The following is a 20,205-nucleotide window of genomic DNA, read 5'->3' as shown; positions in this document are numbered from 1 at the left end:
TTATTTGCTTTGCACATTATTAGTTACACCCGTTTTACTGAGACAAACCATGAAAAACAAGCAAGATACTACGGCTAACAAACACACATCAGCTCAACAAGAGATTGCCATTGTTGGTATATCGCTGCGCTTTCCCGGCGCTAGCAGCAAAGAGCAGTTTTGGCACAACTTAGCAAACAAAGTAAGTAGTATCAGTGAGATCCCAGCGGCGCGTTTTCGATGGCAAGATGACTTTGACCCAACTCCGAAAAAAGACGAACAAAAAATCGTGAGTAAATGGGGCGGATTTATCGACAATATTGACGGTTTTGATGCCGGATTTTTTGCCATATCCCCCAAAGAAGCGCAAAGCATGGACCCACAACAACGCCTGAGCATGGAGCTGGCGTGGCAATGTTTTGAAGATGCGGGTTTGTCTCCAAGCACCTTCAAAAATACCAAAACGGGTGTGTACTTAGGTTGTAGTAATACCGACTATCAAGAGCTTGCCACGGGTAACATCGACCCGCATTTTTTAACGGGCATGTCGACAGGGGTTTTTGCCAATCGCATCTCCCATTATTTTAATTTCCAAGGCCCCAGTGAGACCGTCGATACCGCGTGTTCATCATCTTTGGTTGCGTTGCACAAAGCCATGAACGACTTTAATGCCGGTGAGATCAATGCAGCTTTAGTTGGCGGTGTTAACCTGCTTATCACTAAAAGTCGTTATGTGTCATTCAGTAAGCTCGGAGTATTATCACCAAATGGGCGCTGCAAAACCCTAGATGCCAACGCCGATGGCTATGTGCGTGGCGAAGGCGTGGGCATGGTACTGCTGATGCCATTAGAGCGCGCTGTAAAAGAAAACCTTACGGTGTACGGTGTGGTCAAAGGCAGCAGTGTCGGTCATTCAGGTCACACCAATACCCTCACCTCACCAAGCCCTTTTTCGCAATCTCGTGTCATTCAAGAGGCCATCGATAATGCGGGGATCCATAGTGATGATTTATCTTACATTGAACTACATGGGACAGGCACTCGACTTGGCGACCCAATCGAAATTCAAGGTCTTAAACGCGCTTTTCGTGCCACAAAATCAAAAGAGACCGACGGTAACTCTGCTTGTTATCTCAGTACAGTCAAAACCAATATCGGTCACTTGGAGTCCACTGCGGGCATAGCGGGTATCATCAAGGTGCTTTTGAGTTTTAAACACCAGCAAGTACCGCCGCTACAAAACTTTGAGACATTGAACCCAAAAATCACGCTGGATAAATCACCGTTTGCCTTAGCAACTGACTGTGTACCCTTAGAGCAAAAACATGTGCTTGCTGGTATTTCATCATTTGGCTTTGCAGGCGTAAACGCCCATGTGATTTTGCAATCACCACCAGCTCAAATAGCAACCCCAATCAATTTAGGCGCGCCAGCTGGTATTATGCTCTCCGCCAAAAAGCCTGAGGCCTTAATGGCGCGCGCAAAAGCACTCAAAGCCTTTATTGAAGCGCAAAACTTAACTGATGATAACTTGGCCGATTTGGCATTTACCCTACAAGTTGGCCGCGAAGGCATGAGCCAACGCTTGGCTTTTAGTGCCAGCTCAATGACTGAAGTCAAAGCACAGCTTAATTTGTTTATTGAAGGTAAAAGCGGCACTTGGCAACAAGGTAAAGCAGACAAAGACAACGCAAGTACCTGTATAACAGCAGATAATCAAAACACCTCAGACGCACTAAGCCAATGGCTATCAGGTGCGACTGTGGAGTGGTCAGCACTTTATACTGATGCCAAGCCACAGCGACTTGCCCTGCCCGGCTACCCGTTTAATCCAAAACCATACTGGATAACCTCAAAAAAAGATGCGCCAACAACCGAGGTTTTACACCCACTACTGCATAAAGCGTTACCGGCTTTTGATGAACTGCTGTTTAGCTCGACTTTTACTGGTGACGAATTCTTTTTAGCTGACCACCAAATCAATGGTGAGCGCCTGTTACCTGGGGTTTGCACGTTTGAAATGGTCCGTGCAGCCATCGCGTTATCCCACAATTTAGATGCGTCTCATACCATTCAAATTAAAAACGTCAAATGGCTACGCCCTATCAGCATTGAGCAAGGGACATCCACTGAGCAAAACACCGTTTATGTATCCCTTTGGCAGTCAGATAGTGCAATGCAATTTGAAGTGTGGCAAAAGCACGAAGGCGAACAACAAGTCAGTGCCTCAGGAGAGATGCAAGTGTCGCAGCACAGCGCGCCCGTCACCTTATTTGAATTAACCACTGAGTCTGATCAGCTGCTTTCACCAAGTGACGCTTACGCCACGTTTAAAAACATGGGCATAGACTACGGCCCCCGCTTTCAAGGCCTACAACAGTTAAGCAAACAAGGTATAACAGCAACCGCCAAAGTGGCCGTGCCTTCATCGTGCAGCCAAGGCTTTGGCTTATCACCTGCCCTTGTCGACGCAGCGCTGCAATCCTTAATCATATTTGCCGACCAGTCACACGCAGCCCTGCCATTTGCCACCGAGCAAGTGTGTTTTTACAACGCACAGCAATTAAATGAAGCACAGCACACTGAAGTCTGGGTCAAAGCGACACAAACAAGCAACGGCACAGATAACACACAAAAGTTTGATTTGGATATTTGTGATCTCGATGGCAACTTACTTATGGGCATTAAAGGTTTTTCAACTCGAACAGTGCCATTAGATGCTGTCAAACCAAGCACACAAGACCTGCTCACGCTTACGCCTTGCTGGCAAGCAGTCACACCCGACTTTGCAACCTCTCCTGAACTGCACGCTGCATACTTTGGGCCACAGGCATTAAAACCAGATTGGTTAACTGAAGGTACAGACACCAATCAGCTGGTTTGGCTGGCACAAGATGAGTACGCACAGCCGCTGGCTTTATTCCAACAACTCAAGCGCATGTTGGCAGACGGGTTTGATAGCAAGCCACTATCAATCACCTTAGTGACAAAACAAACACAAGCCGTTTTTGGCCAAAATGAACAAACTAACTGCGAAGGTGCAGGCCTAATTGGCCTACTGCAAAGTGTCGCACAAGAATACCCAAGCTGGACGGTGCGTATCATAGATGCGGAGCAATTAGATTCTCTCCCAAGTGAATTTACAGCGCAGCCTGCAGGGCTGTATGCGCATCGTACCGGGCAATATTTTAGCTTTGAGCTGGCGCAGCACACTTATCTAGATGCGGCAGCTAACAATGCAAGTCTGCAAAAACGAGGCACCTATCTCGTACTGGGCGGGGCTGGCGGTCTTGGCCAAGTATGGAGCGAATGGATGATAAAGCACCACGATGCGCAAATCATCTGGCTTGGCCGCCGTGAACTCAACACCGACATTCAAAGCGATATTGACCGCTTAGCAAAGCTTGGTAAAGCCCCTGTATACATTCAATGTGATGCCAGTGACAAAGATGCGATGGAAAGTGCATCTAAAAGCATCACCAGTCAATTTGGTGGTTTAAATGGTGTGGTACATTCAATTTTACACCTAGAAGACCAAACGCTGGCAAACATGGATGACGCGCAATTTAACCGCAGCTATCACGCCAAGCAGCAAACAGGTGAAGTTGCACTGGAAGTATTCAGCCAAGCAGATTTAGACTTTTTCTTGTTCTTTTCATCTATGCAGTCGTTTTCCCCTGCTGCGGGGCAAAGTAACTATGCCGCAGGGTGCGTATATCTAGATTCACTTGCTCGCACATACCAGCATAAGTGCCCAGTTAAAATCATCAATTGGGGATACTGGGGCTCTGTGGGCGTAGTCCAAGACGAGTACTACCAAAAGAAAATGATGGCGATGGGCATTGGCTCTATCGAGGCAGAACAAGGCATGCAAGCACTTGCCACCTTAATGGGCTCAAATTTAACGCAAGCGGGCGTGCTTAAAATCACGCAAGCCGCACTAACCGATACCTTTAAGTTACAGAGCTTTAGTGCACAAGGCGCGCAGCACGCATTCGCAAAGCAAAGCTCTGAACATCAAGCGCCTAAGCAAGATAGCAAAGCGCAGGTTGACCTAAACCCACTTTGCGCGGCACTCTGCCAAGCTGGTTGGCAACACCCAGCCCAGCGTGAACAAGCCCTTGCCATTTTGCCAGAGTATTTCAGTAAGTGGTGGACAGAGACCGAGCGCTATTTAGAGGCGCACCAGCTAATGAAAAATGGCGTTATTAAAACTGTTGAAGCTGTCCATAACTCAACCCCATCAGAGAATCTACTAGATAATTGTTTGGCGAATTTGCCTGCCATTTTAAATGGCGAGATCAAAGCCACAGATGCGCTCTTTCCCAATGCATCCATGGCCTTAGTCGAAGCGGTTTATCAAAATAATCCGGTTGCGGATTATGCAAATGCGGTGTTGATTGAGCAGTTGCAATCCTACTTGGCGACAGCTAATTTGGAGCCGATACGCGTGCTTGAGATAGGCGCTGGTACTGGCGGTACGACTCGCTCGGTTTTACCAGCGCTTAAACAGTGGCAAGTTGAAGAGTACGCTTATACCGACTTATCCAAAGCATTCTTTAACCATGCCAAGGCGCAGTATCAAACTGATTACCCATTTGTTGATACCAAATACCTAGATATCAGCAAGCCTCTTGCAGGACAAAATATTGATATCGGCAGCTATGATGTGGTGATTGCCACTAACGTTCTACACGCCACAGCTGACATTAAAAACACCCTGCAAAATGCCAAAGCCTGCTTAAAACAAGGCGGTGTTTTACTTATCAATGAAGTGGTACACACCTCCTTATTTACACATCTGACATTCGGCTTGTTAGAGGGATGGTGGCTAAGCCAAGATAAGCACTTACGCTTAGCAGGCTCGCCGATGTTGTCTATCGAAAACTGGCAACAAGCCCTTTATGAAACTGGATTTTTAAACGCCTTTGCCGCTGGTGATACCAGTGCGCCTCAGCAAGTTTTTTGTGCCCAGAGCGATGGGGTTTCTTTACAAGCAAAAACACCCACACACACCAAGAACAAAGACAAAAAAGATAACCCCAAAGCAACACAGAGTATGAGCAGTACACCAATACAACAGCCACAACACAATGCAGAACCCTCTGTGCTGACTGAATTTGTCCACAATGCGCTATTTGACATTGCAAGTGCCGCCCTAGACATGGCTCCTAACGAGTTAGACGCAGATGAGTCATTTGCAGACTATGGGGTAGACTCTATATTAGCCATTCAAATGCTGGATGAGATCAATGCCAAGTTTAACGTAAATTTGCCAGCGACCTTGCTGTTTGACTACCCGTCAATTGACACACTGAGTGCTTATATCATCGCAGAGCATAAAGAGCAGGTTTTAGCGGTAATGCCAGCACAAAGCGACAGCAACGCATCTGAACAAGCGGTTGAAGCGCAGCCAAGCCCTGATAGCACGCACAACTTGCGCACGCACGGCTCACACAACAAAGTAGTGCAAGCAGAGCAAGAAAACTTAACAACACAAGCACCTGTTCACAGTGGCAAAATCGCCATTGTGGGCATGAGCGGTCAATTTGGTGATGCAGACAACCTCGAAGAGTTTTGGACCATGCTGGCGGAAAAATGCACCTCAGTCAAAGCACAAACGCGATGGGATTTATCACGCCTTAGTGCCAATCAGCAAAGCTGGAGCAAATACGCCAGCTTGCTGAATGACATCAGTCTGTTTGATGCGCCCTTTTTCTCAATTACACCGCAAGAAGCCATGTATATAGACCCACAGCAAAGACTCTTTTTGCAAGAAGCGTATAAAGCATTAGAAGATGCCAATATGATCACCAAAGTCGCAGGCCAAAATGTCGGCGTATACTTGGGCTGCGCGCAAAGTGATTATGCAGGCTTGGCCGAAGAAGATGCGCCCGCACAAGTGTTTTGGGGCAATGCAGGATCGGTTATACCCGCTCGTGTCTCTTACTTTTTAAATTTAAAAGGCCCTGCCCTTGCCATAGACACAGCGTGTTCTTCCTCTTTGGTTGCCCTTCACAGTGCGTGCCAAGCTTTAAACAACAATGAGATCAGCAGCGCCCTTGTCGGCGGTGTTGCTACTTTATGCACGCCTAAATTTTCCATCCATGCGGGTAAAGCGGGCATGCTTAGCCCAGATGGTACCTGCTATACCTTTGACGATCGCGCCAATGGCTTTGTGCCCGGCGAAGGCGCAGGTGTGCTTGTACTGAAAAAGCTTGAAGACGCCGAGCGCGATGGCGACCACATTTACGGTGTGATCCTAGGCTCTGCCACCAATCAAGATGGCACCACCAGCGGGATCACCGCGCCAAGTTCTTTATCACAAGAGCAATTGCACCGCGATATTTACGCACGCTTTGACATTGCACCCGACTCAATTCAAATGATAGAAGCCCATGGTACAGGCACAAAGCTGGGCGACCCCATCGAGTTTCAAGCGCTGACCCGCGCATTTAGAGCCCACACCGACAGCAACGAGTTTTGTGCGCTGGGCTCGGTCAAAACCAACATCGGCCACTGCCTGACCGCAGCAGGCGTAGCTGGGGTGATCAAAACACTACTTGCCATGAAGCACCGCACAATTCCTGCCTCGCTTCACTATGAGCAAGGCAACAGTCACATCAATTGGCATAACACGCCATTTTTTGTCAACCAAGAAGCCATCGCATGGCAAAGTAACAACGGGCAAAAACGCCGGGCAGCGGTGAGCTCCTTCGGTTTTAGTGGCACCAACGCCCATGTTGTACTTGAGGAATATCAGCCTCAATCAATCAAGCAGCAAAGCACGACTACGCAACCTGTGATCATCACCCTCAGTGCCAAAAGCAAAGAGTCACTCAATGACAAAGCGCATGCCTTGAAGTCGTGGCTGACACGTAAAAACCTACAAGACAGCGCCCTGACTAACCTTGCCTTCACGCTACAAAGCGCCCGTGAAGAGATGGACCATCGCATGGCATTTACCGCAAGCACTATTGCAGATGTGCAAGATGGCCTGACGCAATTTACAAACAAGGCACGTGGTCACTACAAGCAAGGGGAAGTCAAACAAGGTAAAGAGATTTTAAGCGCACTTGATAGCAGTGACTTTATGCGTTGGATAGAGCAAGGCGACTTAAACAAGTTGCTGGCGCTTTGGGTTGTTGGTGCTGACATCGATTGGCCTTTATTGTACACACAGCAAACGCCAGCGCTATTGCGCTTACCCACTTATCCGTTTGCTAAAACGTCATTTTGGCTACCAGAGAAAAGTACACATAAATCCGTTGAAAAATGCGAGTCAAGTGCTGCGCTCGACTTTAATGGTCCAAGCGAAAACGTGCAAAGCACACAAGCTTTTGAACCTATTCCACAGCTACCAATCAAACAGGCACTTAATGCACCATCGGCACTGCTCCATTACAGTGCAAACTGGGCGGAAAAGCCGTTAACTTCTACTGAGCCTGCAACATATCATCGTCAAGTTGTACTGCTTGGTGACAACTTACCGGAAATATACTCGGTATCAAGCACGCGTCTTAGCTGCACGGCCACTGAAACTCAAGCGCAATTAGAAGCCTATACAAATGGACTTATCGGCTATTTTAAGCAGCTCGAACTGCAGCAAGGCACCATCACCAAAAAGACGCCGAGCAAGTTACTTGTTCAAGTTGTGGTGAAGGACCAAACCTCACTTTTATCTGCACTCAATGGTGTACTGAAAACAGCCGCCATCGAATACAGCAATATTGAGACTCAGCTAATTGCCGTTGATGATACAAATAATTTTGAGCACCTTGTTGAGGATGAAGCAAAAAAACAAGACGCCTGCATACGCTACCAACAAGGGCAGCGACAAGTTTTAACCTTTGACTTGCAAGCCTATCAGCAAGTTGACACCACCACTTTGCCTTGGAAAGAAGATGGTGTGTATGTCATAACTGGCGGCCTTGGTCAGCTTGGCCAAACCTTTGCCAAAGAAATCATCCAACATACTCAACAAGCACATATTGTGTTTGTTGGCCGCCGTGCACACAGTGATGCGATTCAATCACACCTTGATGCACTTGGATACGAGCCTTCAAGATTGAGCTATGTATCATTGGATATTGCCAATCATGATGACGTCAACGCCCTGTTTGCAAGCCTCAAAGCCAAGCATGGTGGTATCACAGGCATAATTCACAGTGCAGGAGTGATCAAAGACCAACTGATAAGCAATAAAACACCGCAAGAAGTCGCACAGGTGTTTGCGCCAAAAGTGGCGGGCTTAATCGCTTTAGATGAAGCAAGTAAAACATGTGATTTAGACTTTTTTGTCTGCTTCTCTTCCATTGCGGGTGTATTTGGCAATATGGGACAGGCAGATTATGCCTGTGCTAACGCCTTTATGGACCGCTTTATGGCTGCTCGTCAAACGCAAGTATCACAAGGCATGCGTAGCGGTTTAAGCCTGTCGATTAACTGGCCATTATGGTCAGAAGGCGGCATGCAGGTTGACTCATTAACCACGTCTATTTTGCAATCTCAAGGCATTAAAGTGATGCCGAATGAAGTCGGTATCGACGCGTTTTATCGTATTTTCACCTTGCACAACATCCCTACTCAGCACTGTTTTTTATATGGCGATGCCAGCAAATTAACACAGCTTTGGCACAGGCCTAGCACCACAACTCAAAGCTTCAACACTGGCTCTGTTGAGGGTGGAAAAAGCCACACCCAGATCCGTGACCACGTTAAGTCAATTATTACCGACATCACTAAAATCGATGTACAAGACTTAGATGATGAGGTTGATTTTAAAGACATGGGCTTTGACTCCATCATGCTGATGTCAGTGGTGCAACAGCTTGAGTCTGATACGTTTTTGAACATTGAAACTTTACCACCCGCACTGCTTTTTGAGATAAGCACAATCAATGAGTTATGCGACTATTTGGCTGCGCACCAACTGCCAACGCAAATGGATGAGCCTTTGGCTCAAAGCACACCAGCGAGTGCAAATTTACATGGGCCTATGCCACTGTCAAAAGCCCAGCAAGGTCTGTGGTTACTGCACAAGCAAAACCCGCAACTAAGCACTTACCACGTACCAATGGTTTTTGAAGTCAATGACTTGAATGTGGACTGCATGCAGGCTGCGCTTAACTGGCTCAGCCAAAAACACCCCATTTTGTCGGTGCAGCTTGCTGAAGTGGAAGGCTTGCCTCAGCAACAAATCACAGGGCTTACACCCACACTAGTACAAAATCACACGCCAGTGGCATCAAAATCAGCCTTGATTGATTTGATCCAAGCAGACATCAAGCTGCCATTCGCGATGACACAATCACACTCAGCACACAGCCCGCTGCTGTGGCGCGCAACACATTGGCAAGTCAACGGCCAGCTCGATGTGGTGGTTTTAGTATTCCATCACCTTATCATTGACGGTGTCTCTGCGACCCTATTGCTTGAACAATTATGGCAAACTTACCACGCTCTCGTCGCCAATGAACCGCTAGAGCAAGCTCAACCAGATACTGGCTTTTTCACCTACCTTGAGTGGGAAAAGCAGATGCTTAACAGCGAGCAAAGCACACAGCTAACACACTATTGGCAAACACAGTTGCAAGGTGTTGAGTCTGAGCTGACATTAGCTGGCAAGCAAGAAAAGCAAAGTGCGAATAAGCAAGCAAAGCGACTTGAACTGGCGATAAATAGCAACCAAGTGCAGCGTATTCACCAATTTTGCAGTAGCAATAAAATAAACCCTGCCGCGTTTTTCTTATCTGCGTTTCAAACCCTGTTGAGTGCTAAAACGCAGCGTGATGACATCACTTTGGGCGTGCCAGTGCTGCACCGCCCAACCAGTGATATGGCCAACTCATTAGGCTTGTTTGTAAACCAGCTGCCACTTAGGGCTTCTGTCAATCAGGTGCACTCATTCTCGCAATTGGCTCTACAAAACCAACACCAGCTTGGCGAGCTTATAAAGCACAGCGGCTATCCATTTGCTGAAATCGTCCGCGCAACGGGTGCTAAACGCGCGATGCACAGCCATCCGATTTTCCAAATCGGGTTTGCCTACCATAATTTCTTAAAACCAGATTGGATTGAGACTAATCAAGACTTGGTGAACGCCATTTGGCCTGACTGTGTGCAAGAACCTGAACTAGATTTAAGCTTGGAAGTCACGCCTTTATCACACAGCTTTAAGGTTGCGTTTAAATTTGATGAAGCCGTCTACCCTTCAGCAATTATTGATGCATTGGCTAAAGACTATACGGCTTTAATTGATGACGTAATGTTTGTAGGCGAGCAAGCACTTGGCAGCTTACCAGTCTTTGCTAACTTAAAAACCCTGCCTGCGGCTCAACCGACCCTAGTCGATTTATTTGAAGCACAAGCCGCTATGCATCCAGAGCACATTGCGGTTTGCTTTGGTATGCAGTCAATCAATTACCGTCAACTCAACGACAAAGCCAATCAATTTGCAAACACGCTCTTAAATCACCCTGAATTTAAGCAAGGCACTGAAAACCTTATTGCGCTATGTGCCAAACCTTCTATTGAGTTAATCGTCGCGATCCTGGGGATTTTAAAATCAGGAGCAGCCTATGTGCCCCTTGATCCCAACTCACCTGCGACGCGCATTCAACATATTTTAGAAGACGCCAAACCAAGTATTTTGGTGCTTGGCACAGAAGTGCAGCATGCAGGGGCCTACCAGCATCATCAGGTGATTAACTTGCAATCCGCCCTTGCAACTACTGTTCAGGTTGCCAATATCAATCGCGCATCTGCATCCAGCTTGGCGTACATCATTTATACATCGGGCTCAACGGGCAAGCCAAAAGGCGTTTTGGTTGAGCATCACAATGTGTGCAGCTTATTTAACAACACCCAATCGTTATTTGGTTTTAATGAGCAAGATACTTGGTGCTTGTTCCACTCTTATGCCTTTGATTTTTCGGTCTGGGAAATTTGGGGTGCGCTACTACACGGCGGCAAGCTTTTGATCCCCGATGAGCTTACTCGCAAAGAATCCGTGAGTTTTGCCAAATTTGTCATCGATAACCAAGTGACTATTTTAAACCAAACGCCATCGGCATTTTACCCACTGATGGACAAATTGCTGGCAAGCCCACACAATGCACTGCGTAAAGTGATATTTGGTGGTGAAGCACTCGATGTGAGCAAACTGGCTCCTTGGTTTGAGCAAGCACAGCCACACGCCGAGCTTGTCAACATGTATGGCATCACCGAAACCACTGTGCATGTGACCGAAGTCACCATAGATGCGAGCATGGTATATGGCGCACAAGCGCGCAGTACCATAGGCCGTGCCCTACCCGGCTACGAAGTATTGTTGTTAGATGAACAATTCAACCCAGTTCAAGCAGGGCAAGTTGGTGAAATTTTTGTCGCAGGTTGTGGCGTGACTCGAGGCTATCACAATCAGCCCGCGCTGACTGATACGCGCTTTATTACTCACAGCACCGGCAAACGCCTTTACCGCTCAGGTGATTTAGCCCGTTTCAATGAGTCTGGTTTACTGGAATACATGGGCCGAGCCGACGACCAAGTTCAGATCCGTGGTCACCGCATTGAACTTGGCGAAGTCCAACATGCACTACAATCACTGAGCTACATCACAGACGCCTATGTGACTAGCGCACAAAAGCAACGTGGACAAGTTTTGGTGGCGTATATCATTGCCCCAGACGCGCCGTCTACAGCGCAAATTCGTGCCGATCTACTGTTCAAGTTACCTGAATATATGGTGCCTGCTTATTTCGTATTGGTGCCCCATTTCCCAATTACTCCAAACGGTAAGATTGATAAGCAAGCATTGTCGAAGCAGTTACCATTTGTGCAGTCACAAACTGCAATGTTAGACGCAAAACCTAACGCCAGCACCCTCACTGCAACACCTAAACTGACTGAGCAATCAGAGCTCAAAGCAGCGGTGACGCAAATTTGGCAGCAAGTTTTAGAAGTCGAGCACATCGCCTCCAATGTGCCATTTTTCGAAGCTGGCGGTGATTCACTGCTGGCCAATGTGCTCACTGCTAAGTTTAAATCACAGTTAGATGTTGAGTTTCCGCTCACGCAAATTTTTCAATCCAGCACCATAGATGCGATGACAGACTTTATCGCCCAAGCACAAAATGCGCATACGCAAGCACCTGTCCAAGAGATAACAAGCGATGCAGCTAATAGCAATTCTGACAATCAAGAAAATCACACTCAAGATATCGCACTGATCGGCCTATCTTGCCAGTACCCTGATTCGCAGAACCACACCGAGTTTTGGCATAATTTGATCAACGAAAAAGACTTACTCAAACGACTCAGTGAGTCTACCGAGCAAGGCGACATTACCTGGCTCGACTCTTGGGTTGAGGGCCAAGACCAATTTGACCCAGAGTTTTTCAATATCTCTGAAAAGAACGCCAAAACAATGAGCTACTCGCAACGTCAATTGCTACTACATGCATGGAAAGCCATTGAAGATGCAGGCTACTGCGCTGAAAACATGCCAAATACGGGCGTGTATGTATCATCCTCTGGTGCGGATAACCCAGATTTAAACCTGCAAGACAAGTTTAAAGATGGTCAGTTTATTTTAAATGCTCAAGACTATGTGGCTTCGACCATTAATCAACCTGGTACACTGCCAACCACTATTTCATATCACCTTGGTTTTACTGGCCCAAGCTTGTTTGTGCACTCAAACTGCTCATCGTCTATGTCTGCCATCTCGTTGGCATGCAGCGCACTAAAAGCTGGCGAGATTGATTACGCCATTGTCGGCGCAGCTTGCCTTTACCCGCAACGTTACACTGGATATGAGTACGAAAAAGGACTCAACTTTGCAGGCGATGCACGCTGTAAGGTATTTGATGAACAAGCCGACGGTATGATTGGTGGCAGCGGCGTCTCTGTGATTGTATTAAAACGCGCCGATGATGCAGTCAATGACGCTGATAACATCTACAGCCTCATTCGTGGTATCAAGGTAAATAACGACGGCAAAGACAAAGCGGGCTTTTTCGCTCCGGGCACCAAAGGCCAAATGCACGTCATTGAGCAAACTTTAAAAGCGTCAGACATCTCCCCTGCTTCTATCAGTTATGTGGAAGCCCATGGTACTGGCACCGCCCTTGGCGACCCCATTGAGTTTTCATCTTTGCAGCAGGTCTATCAGCAATATAGCGGCGACAAACAGTTTTGCGGTTTAGGCGCCGTTAAATCTAACCTTGGTCACACAGATACGTTGGCGGGCCTCACTGGCTTAATTAAAACGTCGTTGGCGCTTTATCACAAAAAACTGCCAGCCTCATTGCATTTCAATAACGTTAATCCGCACATAGATTTAGCAAACTCTCCCTTTTATATGGTCGATAGCACACAAGATTGGCACACGCCGTTGTTACCAAGGCGCGCAGCTGTGAGCTCTTTTGGTATTGGCGGCACCAACGCCCATGCCGTGTTGGAAGAAGCCTGTAATATCGAGCATCACGAGCTTGAAAGCCAGCTGATAAATACACCGGCCATCATTGTGCTCTCTGCACACACGCAAGCGGTATTAGACAAACAAGTGGCGCAACTACATGACTATTTAGCTGCTAACAACTTAACTGAGCGAGATCTAAGAAGACTGGCTTTTACCTTGCAAATCGGCCGCACGGTGATGCCAATTCGCACAGGGTTTGTGGTCAGTTCTATTACTGAGCTGAAATCAAAACTCGCCGCGTACGTGCCAACAGCCACAACTAAGCCAACGCACTCAATTGATTTAGAGAATGCGATAAGAATTTTAGATCATCAAGGGATCTTAGCCCATTGGGTAGAAACCGGTTTCACAAACTGGGACTTTATCTATCAAGGTGCAAAGCTGCCAAAGCTCAGCTTGCCTACTTACCCATTTGCACTTAAAACCATTGGTCTTGGCGATATACAAACCGTGCAAGTACCTAAAGTGGGTGATGATGAACAGGCTAAAATGACGCTGAAAGCCCCTGTTTGGGTCAAAAAAGCCCAAAAAACAGGCCAAGCTAATTCGACTGCCGCTGATACAGAACACCACCTTGTTTTATGTGACTGCACTGCACATACGCAATTAAGTGAACTGCCAGATACGCAAATACATACATTGCACTCTGAACACTTCGCGATTGAGCAAAAAATTGCCGACTATGGCTTTCAACTGGTTGAGCTTATCAAACACTTAGCAAAGGCCAAAAAGCAGATAAAACTGCAACTGGTCATTGGCGACACTGCATCCGCCGATACTCAAGCGAACCTCTATACTGGCTTCCATGCGCTATTAAAAACAGCCAGCCTTGAGCACACAACACTGCAAACCCAATTGTTGGTAATAGGCACAGAAGTAATAGAAAGTGAAGTTGCTAGGATACTCCGTGCCGAACAAAGTGGCTTTGATGATAAATTTGTTCGTTACACCAAGGGTGAGCGTGAAGTATTAACCTATCAAGCAATTACACCAACTGAGCCAAAAATGCCGTTTAAAGCAAATGGCGTTTACCTCATCACAGGTGGTTTTGGTGGCATAGGTCAGCACTTTATCAAGGCGATCAGTGCACAGCCATTTAATAAAACCATTGTCGTGACAGGTCGTAAACCGCAAACCCATCCTGAAGTGCAAAAGCAGTTAGTGGCACTGAGCACATCAAATACACAATTGCAGTACCAAAGCGTGGATGTTTCACACAAAATGAATGTGCTTTTGATGGTTCGTGACATCCTTGCCAAACATGGCTCGCTGTGCGGTGTTATTCACGCGGCAGGCATTGTTAAAGACACGCTTTTAAGCAAAAAAGATAAGCACAGCTTTTCGCAAGTACTAGCCCCAAAAGTTTCGGGCGTGGTTGCATTGGATGAAGCCACTCAAGATTTGGCATTGGACTTTTTTGTCTGTTTTGCGGGGCTAAGTGGCGTAAATGGTGCTTTGACGCAAGTCGACTATGCCACTGCCAATGCCTTCTTAGATAGCTATATGCACTATCGCAGTGGACTGCAACAACGCGGTGAACGCCAAGGTATGAGCGCCAGTATCGACTGGCCGTATTGGCAAGATGGCGGCATGAAGATCAACCCTGATTTTAAAGACCTGCTGGCACAAACTGGTTTTACACCTATGCCAACACGCACAGGCATTGACGCATTTTACAGTGCGCTGCAACACCCTCAAACGCTCGTTGAATATACGAAAACGGCGCAGCCAACCAATGCCAGCAGTACGCCCAATCCACACCTGTTTGACAATATCGAGACACTCACTGCTGAGCTAAAAACGGGCTTAAGCGGCATTGCCGCTGACCTTTTAGGGGTGGATGCCAACGAGCTCGACCCTGATACAGACTTAGGTGACTTTGGCGCAGACTCTATCGCTTTTATCACCTTTATCAATCAAGTGAATACCAAATACCACCTAACATTGTCGCCGAGCGTGCTGTTTATGCACTCTACTTTAAACAGTATTTTGGCCCATATTTTGGACGAACATAGCGATAAATTGGTTGGGAACAACTCAGAACATACTGAGCTTCAAAAGGTCCAAGTTACTGAACAGACGGATGAAACAGATGATCGCATTGCGATCATTGGGATCAGCGCACAATTTCCACAAGCAAATAACATTGATGCATTTTGGCAAAACCTCGCCAATCAAACAGACTGTGTAACTGAATTTGACTGGGCAAGTGAAAATACTGATACCCGTTCACAACAACCGTTACCAAAAGACATTAACTGGCTTGGTCGCCTTGAGCGCAACCAACACTTTGATCCGCTGTTTTTCAATATTGCCCCAGCTGAAAGTGACCGCATTAAGCTCCAAGAAAGCTTGCTGATGTCACATGTTTGGCAATGTATTGAAGATGCTGGCTATGATCCAAAATCCTTAGCAGGCACCAATACTGGTTTATTCATTGGCTGTCAGGCTGGATATCACGAGGGCTTAATCACCTCCTCCGCCTATGCGCCAAATCGCATGAGCTACTTCTTGGATTTGCACGGCCCAAGTGAAGGCGTTGATACTACCTGCTCGTCTTCTCTCGTTGCCATCCACAAAGCCGTGCAAGCCATTCAAAATGGTGAATGTGATCAGGCCATCGTGGGCGGTGTGAATGTCATTGACTCTCCAAGTGCATCAATTGCCATGCATGACATTGGCGCGCTCTCACCCACAGGGCGTTGTCGTACATTCTCGGCAAATGCCGATGGTATTGTGCGCGGCGAAGGTGTGGGCATGATCTTTATTAAAAAGCTAAGCGAATCAGAGCGTGATAAAGATCACATCTATGGGACGATTTTAGGCTCCGCCATTAATCACGGCGGCAAGTCTCAAGGCTTTACGGTCCCCAATGCAAAAGCGCAAACTCGACTTTTGGACAAAGCTTGGCAAGATGCGGGCGTTGACCCAAGCACGCTCAGCTACATTGAGTGCCATGGTACTGGCACCTCACTTGGTGACCCTGTTGAGCTCGATGCACTCAAGGCCGCCTATAAAAAAATCAGCACGGCTACAGATAACGCGCAAACCTGTGCGCTGGGCTCAGTGAAAAGTAATATCGGTCACCTTGAAATTGCCGCAGGTATTGCTGGGGTGATCAAAGTACTGCTGCAACTTAAACACCAAACTTTAGTGCCATCACTCCATGTAGGTGAGCTCAACCCATACTTAGGCCTTGAGCACTCACCATTTAAAGTACAAACAGAGATGACTCCTTGGCAAAGTGAGCAACAACGCCGTGCTGGGGTGAGCTCATTTGGTATCAGTGGCGTAAACGCCCATATCGTACTTGAGGAATACAGTAAACAGCCTGTCGTCGAGGCCACAGCAGCGGATACTGAGTCTGCCATCGTGCTTTCGGCTGCTAGCCAATCGGCGCTAGAAGCAAAAGTTAAGGCGCTCAATACCTTTGTTGAGCAGCAACCGACCGTGTCTTTCGAGTCCCTCGTTTATACACTGCAAATAGGTAGAACGGCGCATAAATACCGCACTGGCTGGACTGTTTCCTCTGTTGCGGATTTAAAACAAAAACTCGGCGTTGAGCTTGAAAGCAATACTTTGATGATTAAAAAGGTGCCAAGCACAAAAGCTGAGGCGATTACTGATAACGATGTATTAAAGCTTGCACACAATCCAGCGGCTCTACTACGCTTTTGGCTTGAAGGTCACACAATCAATTGGTCTGCGCTGTATAAAACACCGGTGCAAAAAGTCAGCTTGCCAAGTACACCGTTTTTAAACACAAAGCCGCCTGCCGCACCTTGGTTACTGCTAGAGAATCAATGGCAAGCTATGCCACTGAGTTGCCCGCTAGATTGGCAAGCACAGCTACAACCGCTGCTTGCCAACAAAAAAGGGCTTATCGTTGCAAAGGATAAGCAAAGCGCTGAGCCACTGCGTGCTAAGCTCAACGGCTGTGACGTGGATATTGTACATTTTTCAGAGCTCGAAACTTTTGTATTTAACCAAGATACGTTACCTAGCTTTGTTTACTTCATTGCCGAGCAAGCAGAAACAAAGCCTGCGAATATAAAGCCTCTGTACGAATTTATACAGGCAATTGCCAAGTTTGATAAACACGCGATGCAGATGTTTTACGCTTTGCCAAATAGCCAAACTAACAGCAGTTATGACGACCTCAGCGCACTTCTCAGAAGCTACACCATGCGCAACCCTGCCCATGTTTGGAGTCTGGTTGAGTTTGCTGATAACTGTTCAAACTGGGCTGACAAATTACTGCAAGAGCTGGTTTGCACAAGCTTAAACAGCGATGCCACTCAACCTAACCAAGTGAAGTATCAAGACCAATCTCGCTTTGGCTTAGCACTGAACAAAGCTTCTTTACCTGCAAATAACTCTGCGCTCTGTGCAAACAACTTTAAGCAACAAGGTGTGTATTTGATTGCTGGCGCACTGGGCGAACTAGGCATGGCACTGTGCGAGCAATTATTGACGCAATTTAACGCCACCCTTATCTTGCTTGGCAGACGCAAAGAGGCGCAATGTCTTGACTCGCTCAATCAACTCAAAGCATGTGGTCGCCAAAGTCAGGTCCATTACTTGAGCGCAGATGTCGCTTGCGAGCAAAGCCTTGAGGAAGTTCATAAGTACATGGATGAACACAACTTGCCGTTAAATGGCATACTGCATTTAGGCACCGCCTTTAAAGAAGATGAAAACAACTGGGCTGACTTTGAACAAGCGATGCAAGTCAAAGTGCAAGGCTCAATCAATCTGGACAAGGTATTTGCACATACCGACCTTGATTTGTTTGTGATGTTCTCATCCATGGCGGTATTTGGCAGTTTAAATCACCTATCCTATTCATACGGCAATGGCTTTCAAAACGCATTTGCCCACGCCCGTCAACAACAAGTACTGGCAGGTGAAAGGCATGGTAAATCACTGGCCATAAATTGGGGGTACTGGCATTCGGACGACCCTATTAAAAGCATTGAAAATGGCTTTGCCGAGAAAAAAGGCTATCAGCTTATCACCATGCCTAAGGCGTTTAGCTTAATGCAACACTTGTTGAACAGCGAAGTCACAAATATGGGCGCTTTACTGAGCACATCGCCTGATAAAATCTATCAAAATACCGTGCGCTTAATGAGCCGCGAGGTTGCGCCCGCTGACACGGTCACACACTTATCAGGTTCACAGATTGAAGTAGTGAACAGCGCTGATATACGAGGTGCAGTGATCCAAATTGTCAGTAATGTGATTGGTATAGCAGCAGATGAGTTAGACCTAGATTGCGACCTATACGAATATGGCTTTGATTCCATCTGTTTACTGAAAACCTTTCAGCAATTAAAAGAGCAGCTTAATATTGAGCTACAAGCAGATGCGTTTAAAAACATGAATACCATAGCGGCATTCATCGAAGACATTGAAAAGCTCTATGCTACGCAGCACACAGATAGCCAAAGTGAAGAAAGCCAGCAAAAGCCTGACTTTATTTTAGATGCGGGCTTCACCCCAACAGCTAATACTACTGGGCTAACAAAAGCCTATGAAGGCGACGTAAAATCAGTGCTACTCACTGGCGCAACGGGCTTTTTAGGCAGCCATATTCTTCAGCAATTAATGGATGAGACAGATGCCACCATCTACTGCATTGTCAGAGTAAGTTCATTAAATGAGGCCAAGCAACGTATTGTGCACTCAGCCAAAAGCTACCAGCTCTCCCCTGATATGAGCCGCATCGAGCCCATGCTTGGAGATATGGAAAAACCACAGCTTGGTTTGTCTGATAAAGATTGGCAAAGCTTGTGCGAACATGTGCAGCACATAGTACACACGGCTTCTTACGTGAATCATATTCAGCCTTATTTTGCATTTAAAAAGTCTGTGGCGGGCACCAATCAGCTTTTACAAATGGCCACCACGCAGTCGCTCAAAATGATGCACTTTGTCTCGAGCACAACCGCCAGTACACAAGTCAAAAATTCGCATTTTTCTGTGAACCCCATCGAAGACTTTATCGACGTCACTGATGCTGAGCTCATTTGCAGTGGCTACGGTCAATCTAAATGGGTGCAAGAGGAGAATATCCGCCAAGCTTCAGAATGCGGTGTGCCCTACACCATTTATCGCTTTGCGCAAATTTCAGGGTCGTCACAAACTGGCATTGGCAACACCGATGATATTTTCCATCGAATTTTAAAAATGATGATGCGAACGCCTGTTCAGCCCGCAGAGGTTCCGTATTTACTGGATATTATTCCGGTTGATAAAGCCGCTGCCGCCATCGTACTTGGCATGAATGATGAGCAAAAACGCAATACGGTCTTTCATGTGGCAAACAAAACACCATTGCCTGTCACGCAGTTTTACGACATGGCAAAAAGCCAAGGCTTGCGCTTTGAGCAAGGTGAAAAGCATGCGTTTATTGAATCATGCAAACACTATATCGAACACGCAACGGAGGGGAATACCCAAGTCATTATGGATGGCTTACTCACGCAGCGCCCAGGATATGATGAATATTTGTTTGAAGCGTACCTAATGCCCATGGCACCGTACGATAAAGACAATTATTTAGCGCTGGTCGAACAATACCAAGTTGGATTAGATGACTGGGAGGCGCTATTTAACACCTACTTTAAACAGTGGCGAGAAGACCTGCACTACCAAGTTATTTGGCAAGAGGCTGAACTCCCCTCTCAATAATATAAAGGCTCAAAGTCGCCAGCATATTTGTGCGGCTTTGAGCTTTT

General features: G+C 46.8%; 1 protein-coding gene. It reads left to right on the top strand.

The genetic code is table 11. The annotated features are described in order from the left end of the window. Window positions 1-49 precede the first annotated feature (49 nt). Window positions 50-20,158: a non-ribosomal peptide synthetase gene (locus tag L1077_RS05300; RefSeq protein ID WP_237135902.1), complete on the top strand. Its 20,109-nt coding sequence runs from the start codon at window positions 50-52 to the stop codon at window positions 20,156-20,158. Window positions 20,159-20,205: the final 47 nt, after the last annotated feature.

This window comes from Pseudoalteromonas luteoviolacea (assembly GCF_021654285.1).
In the GTDB taxonomy this organism is placed as follows: Bacteria; Pseudomonadota; Gammaproteobacteria; order Enterobacterales; family Alteromonadaceae; genus Pseudoalteromonas; species Pseudoalteromonas luteoviolacea_J.
The sequence above is the reverse complement of the archived record's forward strand: the minus strand, read 5'-3'. Positions and strand labels throughout refer to the sequence as shown.